This window comes from Paraglaciecola sp. G1-13 (assembly GCF_055809255.1).
Genome location: NZ_CM147903.1, coordinates 1425828 through 1439995, shown reverse-complemented (window position 1 = coordinate 1439995; position 14168 = coordinate 1425828). Strand labels below are relative to the sequence as shown.

Sequence of the window (14168 nt, the reverse complement as noted above, 5' to 3'; positions counted from 1 at the left end):
TCAAGGACTCTTCCATGCACCTTTGTAACACCGCCTCTTTGCTTCCCCAAAACGACATCGAAATGCTTATTATTGATAACGAGCATGCTCATGCGACCATTTCATTGTTTGGTGCGCATATTCTCAGTTTCACTCCCAAGCACGATAAAGTGCAACGCCTGTGGTTGAGCAAGAATGCATTGCTCGATGGCAAGCATCCTATACGTGGTGGGATCCCTATTTGTTGGCCTTGGTTTGGCGCTCATGCCACAAACGCAGAGTTAGGCTCTCATGGTTACGTGCGCAATCAGAACTGGCACATCGTTGACTGCCAGGACACTGAACAATGCACCAAGATCAGCCTTAGACCAACTACAACGACTGGCCTAGGCTTTGACGGCCAAGCACGATTAACAATGATCGTTACCGTGGGCGCTGAACTTCGTATTCAGTTGGTCACCGAAAATACCGGCAATAGCGCATTGACTTATACCGGCGCATTGCACACTTATTTTCATGTAGATGATATTAATGACTGTGAATTGACTGGGCTAACAGGTGAATATTTAGACAAACTACAAGACTTTAAACGTTTTGATACCCCTACCCCTTATCGATTTCAGCAGGAAACTGACAGAGTGCATTTAGCCACGCCTAAAACATTATCGATAAGCTCAGGAGCGCACCAGACTGGCATCGCGTCAACCGGTCACGACAGCATAGTAGTGTGGAACCCATGGGCTGAAAAGTCAGCGAGTATGCAAGACATGGAAGATGATGGCTTTCAAAAAATGCTGTGCGTTGAAACTGCTGTGACCCAAGGCCAACAAGTACTACCAGGCCAATCTCACACGTTAGAACAAGTTATTCGCTAACCTCGATATACAGCTTTTTTTGATAATGTTTTACACCAAGCAATAAAAAAGGGAGCCGACGGCTCCCTTCTTAAATCTACACAGCGCAGTAGCTACCTTAGCGATACCTACAACGCCAAATTGCTAAACGATTACTCGTTGCCTTCAGCAGGTGCTGCTGGCTTTTCTAGCAATTCTTTAATACTCAAACGAACACGGTTTTGACGGTCAATTTCCATCACTTTAACGTTGATGATTTGACCTTCGCTAAGATGATCAGCCACTTTATTCACACGCTCATGAGCGATTTGTGAAATGTGTACTAGACCTTCCTTACCCGGCAAGATTTCAACGAACGCACCGAAATCAACGATACGCGTCACTTTACCTTCGTAGGTTTTGCCTGCTTCAACATCAGCCGTTACTTGCTCAATTTTGCTGATAGCGATATCAGCTTTAGCACGCTCGGTAGCGAAGATTTTGATTGTGCCATCATCTTCGATTTCGATGTTAGTGTCAGATGCTTCAGTAATAGAACGGATCATTGCGCCGCCTTTACCGATAACGTCACGGATTTTATCTTGGTCGATTTTCAATGTGTAAATACGCGGAGCGAATTCAGACATTTCATCACGGTGACCAGAAATCGCTTGGTCCATCACACCTAGAATATGCAAACGCGCTTCTTTTGCTTGTTTCAAAGCAACTTGCATGATTTCTTGAGTGATACCTTCGATTTTGATATCCATTTGAAGCGCAGTGATGCCTTCAGTGGTACCGGCTACTTTAAAGTCCATGTCACCAAGGTGATCTTCGTCACCCAAGATGTCTGAAAGAACAACGAAGTTTTCATCGTTTTTCACAAGGCCCATAGCAATACCAGCTACTGATGCCTTAATTGGAACACCCGCATCCATCAATGCCAAAGACGTACCACAAACTGATGCCATTGAAGACGAACCGTTTGATTCAGTGATTTCAGACACCACACGTACTACGTATGGGAATTCTTTTTCAGACGGCATAACCGCTTGAATACCACGTTTTGCTAGACGACCGTGGCCGATTTCGCGACGCTTAGGTGAACCAACAAAACCTGTCTCACCTACACAGTAAGGAGGGAAGTTGTAATGCAACATGAAGCGGCTATCCACTTTACCGTTTAGGCCGTCAATCATCTGTGCGTCACGCTCAGTCCCTAGGGTCGCGGCAACGATGGCTTGTGTTTCACCACGAGTGAACAAAGCTGAACCGTGAGTACGTGGCAAAATGCCTGTTGCTACGTCAAGTGCACGGATCATTGCAGGGTCGCGACCATCGATACGTGGTTGACCAGCAAGAATACGTGAACGTACTACGTCACTTTCAAGCTCATGTAAAAGCTCAGATACTTCTTTAGCGTCTTGCTCTGCATCCGCTTCAACAATCGCCGCAACGGTTTTGTCCGTTAGGGCAACGATAGCGTCTTTACGCGCCATCTTGTCAGAGATTTGATACGCCTCTGTCATTTCAGCTTCAGCGAGTGCTTTAATTTTGTCTTTAAGTGTGACGTTAGCAGGCTCAGCAACCCAATCCCACTTAGGCGTGTTAACTTCAGCAGCAAATTCAGTCACAGCATTAACAACAGTTTGCATTTGCTCGTGGCCGAACATAACGGCACCTAGCATCACGTCTTCAGACAATACTTCAGCTTCTGACTCAACCATCAATACTGCGCCTTTAGTACCGGCAACCACTAAGTCTAGTTGGCTAGTTTCAAGCTCAGAAGTACGTGTATTAAGTACATATTGGCCATCAGTGTAACCAACACGCGCAGCACCAACAGGACCATTAAAAGGCATACCTGAGATAGCAAGTGCGGCAGACGTACCGATTAGCGAGATGATGTCAGTTGGAATTTCAGGGTTAGCTGAAACAACCGTCACTATGATTTGTACTTCGTTCATGAACCCGTCAGGGAATAATGGACGAATTGGACGGTCAATCAAACGAGACGTTAGTGTTTCGTATTCAGAAGGGCGACCTTCACGCTTAAAGAAGCCACCTGGGATTTTACCCGCAGCGTACGTTCTTTCTTGGTAGTTAACCGTCAACGGGAAGAAGTCTTGGCCTGGCTTGGTGTCTTTTTTACCAACAACAGAAACCAACACTGATGTGTCGTCCATGCTTGCCATAACAGCAGCGGTTGCTTGACGAGCGATTACGCCCGTTTCTAGCGTGACAGTATGCTGACCATACTGAAATGATTTAGTAATAGGAGTCATTATTTTCCTTTAAATTTTAACTAATGCTTTCTTTATCGCTTTTAAATGCGGCGCATAGTATAGCGGTAAGGTCGTATTAAAAACAGCAACTGGGCGGAAATAACCCTGAAAAATAGGCATTTAATGTAACGCGATATGCGTTCTGGTCATTAAGTGACATTCTGATGAAAGTTTTATATACACTTTCGAAGCAATAACGTTAAGCCAAGTAGTTACCGCGATATCTTTAAAGCAAAAATAATGCAAACAATAACCAAACGTTTACTTGCCACGGAACCAGAGCCAGAATCGGCCCCCCAATTAAAAACACCATAGATCAACGGATAACCTATGGTGCATAATTCTAAAAGCACTGAAACGCTATGAAGGAATTAATCGCCTTGATAGGCCAAGCTAATAGGGTAAAACCATCTGGCATTCACAAAGTAATTCAGCCAAGTGGTAAATCTAATACCTCGAGCGCTTCGCTCATCGTAAAACGGATGCGGCACCTCGTCGGTGGCAAAATCATCTGTCATAATGGTGTGAATCGAGCCTTGACCAATATAGTACTGGTAGTTGCGGGTCGTATCCGCTAACTGGTCGAAAGAAGCTGTCATCCGTGCATTCCACTCGGCAAAGTACAGGTAATCGCTTGGTTGCAATGCCCAAGAGAAAGGATTGGTATTGCCCTGATCGATTTGATCCATGACTTTGTTGAATAGCACTTGTACCCCATCAAATTCAGTCGTGTACTGAGCGAACCGATTACGCGGATAGCGATATGATAAGCGTTGAAATAAATCCACGTTTAAATCTGCCGCGGTATAGGTGCCCAGACCACTTCTAAAAATGCTAGGTAAGGTATTTTCGAAATTCCAAGGACTGCCCGAATGAAAAACATCGTTAACAAACCCTTCAGAAACGATAGATGCCGAGGCGTCAGCCAACAACGCTATTTTAACCCGCGGGAAAGCAGCCTGAAGATATGGGAAGTTTAGAGTCGCGCCATAGCCCCCAGCGCTAGAGCCCGTAACCAACATCTTGTTTATCGCTTTTCTGTACCTCTTTTTTTCCTTGAAACGGTTTTTCATCCATTCTTGAACGGCTAGAAAATTATCATAGCCTCTGTGTTTGACAGTGATAGGTGCGCCAGGAAAGCCGGTGATAGTTCCGTCAACATCGGTATAAGCCACTTCACTTGAACCGGCATGTAAATCCCCAGTACAGTAAGGAATAAAAACTTTACTCCAGTCTTTAAAAGGGTTTCGTCTATTGTCATCGTCGAATACCCCACCCGCATCGACAGGAGAGTTTTCTTGCAGTACTGATGGATTATAGGTTGGGCGATTATCTGGTACATTGTCCAGTGCCAATGATGCTACGCAGGTCGCATCATTCCAACAAGACCCGCCGCCATTAAAAAAGACCAACACGTTTTTGCTCTTGCCCTCTTTAAAATAAAATCGGAAAGAATTGTCCAGTGGAGTACCGTCAAGTGGATTTGGTACTGTATCGAATGCACAAGAAGGAGTAATCGTTTTTGGCTGCCCATTCTCATCGACAATGTCCATTTCGGATGCCACCGGTATGGTTTGCCACTCGCTTTGTTCTTGTTGATGATGTTTCGCCATCACAGGTAACGTACTGATTAATAATGCAACGCCCATTAAATACTTGCTTTTCATATGTTTCACTCCGTGAGATAAAAAAACTTCGAACTAAAAAATCACCTATACAACTCGCAAGTATTCAAACCTATCTGCCGTGCGAGTACGCTCCTGTTGAATGCGCCTAATGGCAACACACCAACGGATAACTAAGTTCGCAAAGAGAGATGATTTTATTTACCACATACTAGGTAAAAAAATTATAAACAGGTTTATCAGTGGGATATATAGGAAATTGACACTAATTGGATACATTCACATTTTTCGGCTGTAAAAAAACCTTACTACAGCAAGCACAAACAGGGCTGCTGAGCATTAGTAGCATCCTATAGAAAAGAACACTCTAGCGGTTTAAAACGGTATAGGCGCTTCTATTTCCATGTTTTTTCCGCTGTAAGGGTGGGTAAATTTGATATGAGAGGCATGTAACAAAAGTCTGGAGGCCATTTGCACACTGTGGCTATTGCCGTATAAATCACACCCTAAAATGGGATGGCCCATCGCTAAGCTGTGCAGCCGCAATTGATGAGTGCGCCCCGTTTCAGGGGTGAACTCAACGCGAGTGCGCAGCGGGTTGTCAACATACTCAATGACACGATAATGACTTATAGCTTCTTTACCCGTGTCATAGCAGATTTTTTGTCGCGGGAAATTAGGCGGATCTTTCGCGATAGGCACTGATACCCTCCCCTCGGTTTGCTCAACTTTTCCTAGTAGAACAGCCGTGTAACGCTTCTTCACGGTTCGTGCCTGAAACTGCTTAGTTAACTGAGCATTGCTATTTTTATCAAGGGCCAGCAGCAGCACACCTGACGTACCAAAGTCCAGACGATGTGCCATCAAAGCAGTAGGAAATTCCTGCACAATTCGGTAATGCACTGAATCTTTATTCAACGGGTTTTTACCCGACAAACTCAGTAACCCACTAGGTTTATTTACCGCTAACAGGTATTCATCTTGATACAAAACCGTGACCGCCTCATCACATGGCGGCGCGATAAAAGTATCTATGATGGCTGTCATGATAATTTTTCATCATTTTGCCGAGGCGCCTTACTCAGCAAGTTATCTGTGTCTTCGGGGTGATCGTTATCAGGCAGTACAATGTCATCCTCCTGCAATAAACGCGCATCAAGTTTCTTGTTCGATTGCACTCCTAAGGCTTTAAATTGCTCTGCTTGGCGGATTAAGTTGCCTTTACCCGTCGTTAGCTTATTCATTGCGGCGTCATAGTTACGCTGTGTAGATTCCATCGATTTGCCGACTTTTTCCATGTCACTGACGAACCCATGAAACTTGTCATACAATTTGCCTGCGTTAGCCGCAATTTTCTGGGCGTTTTGATTTTGATATTCGTACTGCCAAATGTTGTTGATAGTGCGCAGCGCCACCAGCAAATTCGTTGGACTGACCAACATAATATTATTATCAAAGGCAAGTTTGACCAGCTCAGGAGCATGTTCAGCAGCGAGTAAAAATGCGGGCTCGACAGGAATAAACATCAACACATAATCCAGTGTTCTTAAGCCTTTTAAGTCTTGATAGTCCTTATTACCTAACTCTTTGATATGATTACGCAAAGATGCGACATGTTGATTTAAATACACCTGCCGTGATTCTTCATGTTCTTCGTTAAAATAGCGCTCATAGGCGGCAAGAGACACTTTTGAATCAATCACTACGTCTTTGTCGTTGGGCAAGTGCACCACGACATCAGGCTGATAACTTTTACCACTGTCATTTTTAAGGGCAACTTGGGTATCAAATTCGTGCCCCTCTCGCAGGCCGGATTCTTTTAATACCCGCTCTAATACGACTTCCCCCCAATTCCCTTGCTGCTTATTATCACCCTTAAGGGCTTTTGTGAGCGCAGCGGCATCTTGGGTAATTTGCTGATTCAGCTCTTTTAAGCCCATGATTTCCGTTTTAAGTGAGGCTCTTTCTTGGCCCTCTTTCACGTACTGGTCACTGACTTGCTTTTTAAACCCTTCAATTTGGTCTTTCAGCGGACTCAGCAAGGCATCGAGACCGGCTTTGCTTGACTGCTGGAATGCGTTATTTTTCTGCTCGAAAATTTTATTCGCTAAGTTCTCAAACTGCTGTTGCAAACGTTGTTCTGATGACTCAAGCAAAGCAAGCTTCTCATCGCTGGCAAGCTTCTCTTGTTCAAAACGCGCTGTTTTTTCGGCCAGTTCTTCACGTAAATCTGCCGCGTGTTGCTGAATTTGCTGATAATGCCCTTGCCAACGTTTGCTGTCTTGTTCAAGCACGGGGATACGCTCTACTTGCTGGCTCAGTTGCCCTAACGCATTTTGTTGATTTAACTGCAACTGACGCAAATTTTTATTCTCGCTGTTTGATTCTTGCAGCGCTTCTTTTAAGTCCAGGACTTGTTGCTGAACATAGGTTTGCGACTGTTGATAACGTTGCTCTAGCTGGGATGTTAGCTCAGCTTGCTGGCGACCAGAGAATACCGCGTTTAACCACCAGCCGATAAGGATCCCCAAAACGGCTACTAAGCCAAGTAAGATTAATAGATTGGGATCATCGAAGGAAAAGTGCTGGAAAAAATTCATAGGGTAAGAGAGATCCTAAAACTGAAGATAAATAGTTGGTAATCAAAGTATCGTGATACATGTACCTTGATAAAAAAACCATGATAAGTGTACCTTGATAAAAGTACCGTGATATAGAAATATCGAAGTTTGATGTCGGAAGGTGTAGCACAAAAAAGGCGCCATTAACCCGGCGCCTATTCTAAATCAGCATGCTAAATCAAGCTTCAGCTTTGGCGTTTGCTTCTTGAATCTTCACCTTCCAAATGGCAGGTCCAGTTTCATGGGCATTGGCCCCCGTGCTGTCTACTGCAACAGTAACCGGCATGTCTTTCACTTCGAATTCATAGATGGCTTCCATCCCTAAATCCTCGAATGCCACCACACGTGACTTCTTAATCGCTTTAGACACCAAGTAAGCGGCACCGCCCACGGCCATCAAATAGACCGCTTTGTGCTTGGCAATACTGCTAACCGTAGCTGGGCCACGTTCGGCTTTACCAATCATGCCAATAAGGCCAGTTTGTTCAAGCATCAAATCAGTGAATTTGTCCATACGGGTAGCCGTTGTTGGGCCTGCAGGTCCCACAACTTCGTCACCTACCGCATCAACTGGGCCCACGTAATAAATGAAGCGGTCGGTCAAATCCACACCATCTGGCAAGCCTTCTCCATTATCGAGCATGGTTTGAATACGTTTGTGAGCGGCATCGCGTCCGGTTAACATCTTGCCAGAAAGCAATACCGTTTCGCCTACTTTCCATTCTTGAATATCTTCTTTTTTGACGTCATCTAAATTAACGCGGCGGGTGTCTTTACTCACTTCCCACGTCACTTCAGGCCAATCGTTTAAATCAGGCGGTGTAAATTCTGCTGCACCAGTACCATCAAGATGGAAATGCGCATGGCGGGTTGCTGCACAGTTAGGGATCATCGTCACTGGCAATGAAGCGGCATGGGTTGGCAATGATTTGATTTTAATATCAACCACGGTGGTTAAACCGCCCAAACCTTGTGCACCTATCCCTAAATCATTCACTTTTTTGAAGATTTCAAGACGCAATTTTTCTTCGGTCGTTTGTGCGCCTCTGTCCATTAGCTCCTGGATATCAACCGGATCCATCAAGCTTTCTTTGGCAAGAACGGCTGATTTTTCAGCGGTACCACCTATGCCTATACCCAGCATGCCCGGTGGACACCACCCTGCCCCCATAGTCGGTAAGGTTTTCACCACCCAATCTGCAATGCTGTCATTGGGGTTTAACATCACCATTTTAGATTTATTTTCTGAACCGCCACCTTTGGCCGCGATCATCACTTCAATACCTTCGCCTGGTACGGTATCGATATGCACAACCGCTGGCGTATTGTCTTTGGTATTTTTACGCGCACCCGCTGGATCTGAAACAATAGAAGCACGCAACGGATTTTCTTTATTGTTATAAGCGCGACGCGTTCCCTCATCAACCATTTGCTGCACCGTCAGGTCAGTTTTATCCCACTGCACACCCATACCTATTTTAACGAAACAGGTCACTATGCCCGTATCTTGACATAACGGACGCTTACCTTCGGCTGACATACGTGAATTGATCAGTATTTGTGCCATAGCGTCTTTTGCGGCCTGACTTTCTTCCTTGTTGTAGGCTTTTTCAACGGCCTTGATATAATCTAACGGATGATAATAGGAAATAAACTGCAAAGAATCTTCAATGCTATCGATAAAGTCCTGTTGACGGATAACAGCCATAGTTGCCTCTTGTTTGATGTGTCACAAAGTTTCGACAAAGTCATGTCAAAGAGCTCGACAATTGTCGTTCGTAGGTCGCGCATATGATAACCTGTGATGATAGATTGCTCCATGATAAATCGCCTTATAGAACTCGCAATGACTGTTTTTGGCCAATATCATCACACTTAATACGCTCGACTAGATGGAAATCCAGCTTTGCCAACCCTGAACATCACTGAATTAAACGCACCTAAAAATCACAGTATGAGCCGTTTATTCCAGCACTTCGCAGACCAAGAATGGGCTATATTGTTAGACTCTGCCGACAGTGCCCACATTGATGGTCGGTATGATGTTATGGTTGCAAACCCACTCGCCACGCTCGTCACCAACGGTGAAAGCACACACATTTGCTTCACGGGCGCGCCCCAGAACAATCGTGTCAGTCAAGAAGACCCCATGATGTTAGTGCAAGCTGTGCTCGAAGAGTGCTTGGGCACGGAGTCGGCTCCACTCAGCACCTCTGCACTGCCTTTTAAAGCCGGCGCAATGGGCTACTTTGGTTATGATTTGGGACGACGATTCGAAGACTTACCCCAACAGGCAGAAAATCCATATTCTGCCCCTGATATGGCAGTAGGGATTTATCACTGGGCGGTTGTTAAAGACAACCAGACTGAGCAATTTTACCTGTGCCACTTTCCCACTAACCACAATGACAAAGCGCCTGATGCAGCGCATATAAATGCTCTGTTGAACCATGTTGACGCAGCATGCCCCACTGATGATACTCAGAAATTCATCTTAAGTGGACAATGGCAGTCCAATATGAACAAAAGTCAGTACGTGCATAAAATCGCGCAGGTTAACGCTTACCTAAGAAGTGGCGATTGTTATCAAGTTAACCTTGCTCAACGATTTGACGCCCCCTATTCAGGTGACGAGTATCAGGCGTATTTGCGACTACGGGACGCCAACAAAGCGCCGTTTTCAGCCTTTATTCGTATTCCTAACGCAGTGATCATTAGTATTTCCCCTGAACGTTTTTTGTCGGTCGACAACCATGGCAAAGTGCAAACGAAACCCATTAAAGGCACTCGGCCACGCTCGCCGGATCAAGCGATAGATGAGCAAAATATTCAGGCGCTTCGAGGTTCAAGTAAAGACCGAGCAGAGAACTTAATGATTGTGGATTTACTGCGCAATGACTTAAGCAAGTCTTGCCAACCGCACTCAGTGGACGTGCCTGCGCTATTTGAAATAGAGAGCTTTGCTGCAGTGCATCATTTAGTCAGCACGGTGACTGGTCAACTCGCTGATCAACAGACCGCCCTGTCTTTATTACGTGGCGCGTTTCCCGGTGGCTCTATCACTGGAGCACCTAAAATTCGCGCCATGGAAATCATTGAAGAGTTAGAGCCCCAAAGACGTAATATTTATTGTGGCAGCATTGGATACCTAGGTATTGATGGGGATATGGACACCAGCATATGCATTCGTACAATATTGCTCGAAAATTCACATATTTACTGCTGGGCAGGCGGCGGAATTGTGCTAGATTCTACCGCACTAGACGAATATCAAGAAAGTTTAGACAAAGTGTGTAAAATACTGCCCGTATTATTGCAAGGGAACGCCTAAGCACATGAATAAAAATGAATTTCTCTCTCGTTTTCATCATGCCCGTACTATCCACCCTGAATTGGACTATCCATTGCTTACTGCCGGTAAGCCTGCCGCAGTGTTAATGCCCATGCTTGAAAGACAGGGCCAACTTAGCATGTTGTTCACATTACGCTCTAGGCACTTAAAGCACCACGCTGGTCAAGTAAGCTTCCCCGGCGGCAAGCAAGAACCAAGTGACAACAACCTTTTAAGTACGGCTTTAAGAGAGACCCATGAAGAAATCGGTATTCACCCGCAATGTATAGAAGTGGTGGGCAGCCTGCCGCGTTATCGTACCGTGAGCCGCTATGAAGTCATCCCTTATGTGGGTTTTGTGCGCATGCCATTAGAAATGACACTGGATACCAACGAAGTGGAATCAGTGTTTGAAGTCCCCCTGTCGTTCTTACTTGACAAAAATAATCACTTTATCCATTGGGTGAAGCGTAAAAACGCCGCCCAGCATCCCATTTATTTTATAAAATGGCACGAACAAGTCATATGGGGAGCAACCGCCGCGTTCGTTCGTGTGTTATCAAACCATGTAGCCCAAGACTTTTCAGTCGAGCAGTAAGCTTCAAGTAATATAAGTGGATCAATAAAGCTGAATTAATAGAAGTGCTGCAACAAAAGAGCAGCAATAGGTCTACTTCATATGCACGTTCGCAACTATTCACGGGTCGCAACTATTCACAGGTCGCAACAATATCTTTACATTGCCCAAAGGCAATATATCCCTAGGCTGAGTTGTTCATGCCCACACAAACCTGCACAATTAGTGTCTTTATAATTCAATAGGTTTTGCGTTTTTATGATCAGTGTTTTTGATATGTTCAGTGTTGGTATCGGCCCATCTAGCTCTCACACTGTGGGACCCATGCGAGCGGCAAAAGAGTTTAGCCAGCAATTAAAAACACAAAACTTGTTTGATAAAACGGACGAAGTGCGCGCTGAGCTATTCGGCAGCTTAGGACAAACGGGCAAAGGACATGGTACGGGTAAAGCAGTGATCTTAGGCTTGTTGGGCCACGCACCTGAAACCATCGATGCTACCGCTGTTGATGAGATGCTAGCGGAAGTTGAAAAAAGCAGAAGGTTAACGCTGGATCAATTACATCCAGTGAGCTTTGCTGCCAAAGACGCCATCGTCTTCCATCGACGTAAAACACTCCCCCATCACGCCAATGGCATGACCATTCACGCCTTACATAAAGGCGAAATCATTTCATCGCAATCTTATTATTCCATCGGTGGCGGTTTTATTATTCGTGCCGAGGACTTTTTAGCGCAAAAAACCGCCGCCCTCACGTTGGTAGAAAAACCCGTCCCTTTTGCTTTTTCTAGCGCAGAAGAGTTAGTGCGCTTGTGTAAGGAAAACGGTTTTTCTATTAGCTCGTTAATGTACCGAAACGAGCAAGTATTTCAGCCCAAAAGCGATATTACTGCCAAGCTTTGGCACATATGGCAGGTTATGCACGCATGTATTCAAACCGGTATTAAAACCGAAGGCATTTTACCCGGCGGATTAAAAGTGACCCGCAGAGCTCCAGGGCTACATCGCCGCCTACAAAGTGAAAAAAACGCCGACCCCATGGTCGCTATGGATTGGGTGAATTTGTTTGCTTTGGCGGTCAATGAAGAAAATGCCGCTGGCGGGCGCGTAGTGACCGCCCCTACTAACGGCGCAGCCGGTATTTTGCCTGCGGTACTGTGTTATTTTGATAAATTCGTACGCCCAGTAGATGAAGATATTGTGAGTCGTTATTTACTCACCGCTGCTGCTATCGGCATTTTATATAAGAAAAATGCCTCAATCTCTGGGGCTGAAGTGGGCTGCCAAGGCGAAGTTGGCGTTGCTTGCTCAATGGCTGCAGGGGCATTAACTGAAATTATCGGTGGCTCAGTGGATGCGGTCGAAAACGCAGCAGAAATAGGCATGGAACATAATCTTGGCTTAACTTGTGACCCTGTAGGTGGCTTAGTGCAAGTTCCTTGTATAGAGCGTAATGCGATGGGTGCGATAAAAGCGATTAATGCATCACGCCTTGCTCTGCGTGGTAGCGGCCAGCATAAAGTCTCCCTCGACAAAGTCATTAAAACCATGTGGGACACGGGTAATGACATGAAATCAAAGTATAAGGAAACCGCCCGGGGCGGGTTAGCCGTTAACATCATCGAATGTTGATACGCTATTGAGTATTAAGGTATTTTGCTAGGCGAAGCCTGGCTACAGACACAAAAAAGAGGCAATACATTGCCTCTTTTTTTCGTTTTGAGGTGAACAAGACCCTGTTCATACCTCATTCGCGCAGTACTACACATTTACTTAACGAACTGCACCTTTACTTAACGGGTAAGGTTAAGCCTTTAAACATGCGTTCCACTTCATCGTTATTTTTTTGCATCATGGCTTTTTCAACCACACTTTTAGTTAAATGCGGTGCAAAACGCTCAATGAAGTCATACATGTAACTGCGTAAAAACGATCCTTTACGGAATCCAATTTTTGTCGTGCTGTATTCAAACAGATGGCTGGCATCTATTTTTACCAAATCGCTGTCCAGCTTTTCATCCACCGCCATTGAAGCAATAACACCAATGCCGACACCTAAGCGCACATACGTTTTAATGACATCAGCATCGGTTGCTGTAAATACGATTTTCGGCTCTAGTCCTGCGCGACTGAAGGCTTGATCTAACTCTGAACGACCCGTGAAGCCAAATACGTAGGTCACCAATGAATATTGAGCAATGTCTTCAATAGTAATAGAGGTAGTTTGTGCCAGCGGATGGTCGCGATTCACTATGATGCTGCGGTTCCAGTGGTAACAAGGCAGCATCACCAAATCGTTGTACAAGTGCAAAGCTTCGGTCGCAATGGCAAAATCGGCTTCACCTTTTGCGGCCAAATCACTGATTTGCGAAGGCGTTCCCTGGTGCATATGTAGCGATACCCGAGGGTATTTGTTCATAAACCCTTTAATAACATCAGGCAAAGCGTAGCGTGCTTGTGTATGCGTGGTCGCAATATTCAGCTTACCTTGATCTGGTAAAGTGTGCTCTCTGGAAACCGCTTTGATACTTTCAACTTTGGCCAATATTTCTCGTGAAATGTTAATTACGTCTTGGCCGGCATCAGTTACATGGGTTAAATGCTTTCCGCTACGGCCAAAAATTTGCACCCCTAGCTCGTCCTCTAACATACGTACTTGCTTGCTGATCCCCGGTTGAGAGGTATACAAGCTTTCGGCCGTTGCCGACACATTTAAATTATTGTTGAGCACCTCAACGATGTAACGAAGCTGTTGTAGTTTCATGGCAATGCCTTGATAGTTATATTCAGAGTTCTATATATATTAATTTCTTATATACCTAGCGGGCCATTAATTCCATAAGATTTTAACAAAAATGAAAATTTTTTTGCTTAAGGCCTGTCACTAACGCATTGTAAATTAAAGGATACTCTATTT

The 14168-nt window shown here is 45.0% G+C and carries 10 protein-coding genes; 4 read left to right on the top strand and 6 right to left on the bottom strand.

Annotated elements, in window-relative coordinates:
- Window positions 1-14: 14 nt before the first annotated feature.
- The gene (locus AC0L6N_RS06140) at window positions 15-854 is read left to right on the top strand and encodes a D-hexose-6-phosphate mutarotase (protein WP_473479873.1); all 840 of its coding nucleotides are present in this window, start codon (window positions 15-17) and stop codon (window positions 852-854) included.
- Window positions 855-985: 131 nt separating this feature from the next.
- Here AC0L6N_RS06140 and pnp read toward each other — a convergent pair whose 3' ends face one another.
- The 5 genes from pnp to AC0L6N_RS06115 all read right to left on the bottom strand — a co-directional run bounded on the left by pnp (window position 986) and on the right by AC0L6N_RS06115 (window position 9051).
- Window positions 986-3097, bottom strand: coding sequence for a polyribonucleotide nucleotidyltransferase (pnp, locus tag AC0L6N_RS06135; protein ID WP_006994106.1), 2112 nt, complete (start codon window positions 3095-3097; stop codon window positions 986-988).
- 371 nt (window positions 3098-3468) lie between these two features.
- A complete protein-coding gene (locus AC0L6N_RS06130) occupies window positions 3469-4764 on the bottom strand; it encodes a pectin acetylesterase-family hydrolase (protein WP_473479872.1) in 1296 nt (431 codons plus the stop codon).
- Window positions 4765-5097: 333 nt separating this feature from the next.
- Window positions 5098-5769, bottom strand: a complete 672-nt coding sequence (locus tag AC0L6N_RS06125; protein WP_473479869.1) for an RluA family pseudouridine synthase — start codon at window positions 5767-5769, stop codon at window positions 5098-5100.
- Window positions 5766-7322, bottom strand: coding sequence for a DNA recombination protein RmuC (gene rmuC, locus AC0L6N_RS06120; protein ID WP_473479866.1), 1557 nt, complete (start codon window positions 7320-7322; stop codon window positions 5766-5768). The genes AC0L6N_RS06125 and rmuC overlap by 4 nt, the downstream gene beginning before the upstream one ends.
- A gap of 199 nt (window positions 7323-7521) precedes the next feature.
- Window positions 7522-9051: a fumarate hydratase gene (locus AC0L6N_RS06115; protein WP_006994101.1), complete on the bottom strand. Its 1530-nt coding sequence runs from the start codon at window positions 9049-9051 to the stop codon at window positions 7522-7524.
- A gap of 246 nt (window positions 9052-9297) precedes the next feature.
- On the opposite strand from AC0L6N_RS06115, the gene pabB reads away from it, so the two are divergent.
- The 3 genes from pabB (at window position 9298) to AC0L6N_RS06100 (ending at window position 12883) form a co-directional block, all read left to right on the top strand.
- Window positions 9298-10674, top strand: coding sequence for an aminodeoxychorismate synthase component I (gene pabB / locus AC0L6N_RS06110; protein WP_473481268.1), 1377 nt, complete (start codon window positions 9298-9300; stop codon window positions 10672-10674).
- Window positions 10675-10678: 4 nt separating this feature from the next.
- The gene (locus AC0L6N_RS06105) at window positions 10679-11272 is read left to right on the top strand and encodes a CoA pyrophosphatase (protein WP_011574456.1); all 594 of its coding nucleotides are present in this window, start codon (window positions 10679-10681) and stop codon (window positions 11270-11272) included.
- A gap of 237 nt (window positions 11273-11509) precedes the next feature.
- Entirely contained in the window at window positions 11510-12883 is a 1374-nt protein-coding gene (locus AC0L6N_RS06100; RefSeq protein WP_473479862.1) for an L-serine ammonia-lyase, read from the top strand.
- A 157-nt stretch (window positions 12884-13040) separates the two neighbouring features.
- Here AC0L6N_RS06100 and cysB read toward each other — a convergent pair whose 3' ends face one another.
- Window positions 13041-14015 (bottom strand): HTH-type transcriptional regulator CysB, encoded by a 975-nt coding sequence (gene cysB / locus AC0L6N_RS06095; protein WP_006994097.1) that lies wholly within the window; start codon window positions 14013-14015, stop codon window positions 13041-13043.
- Window positions 14016-14168: the final 153 nt, after the last annotated feature.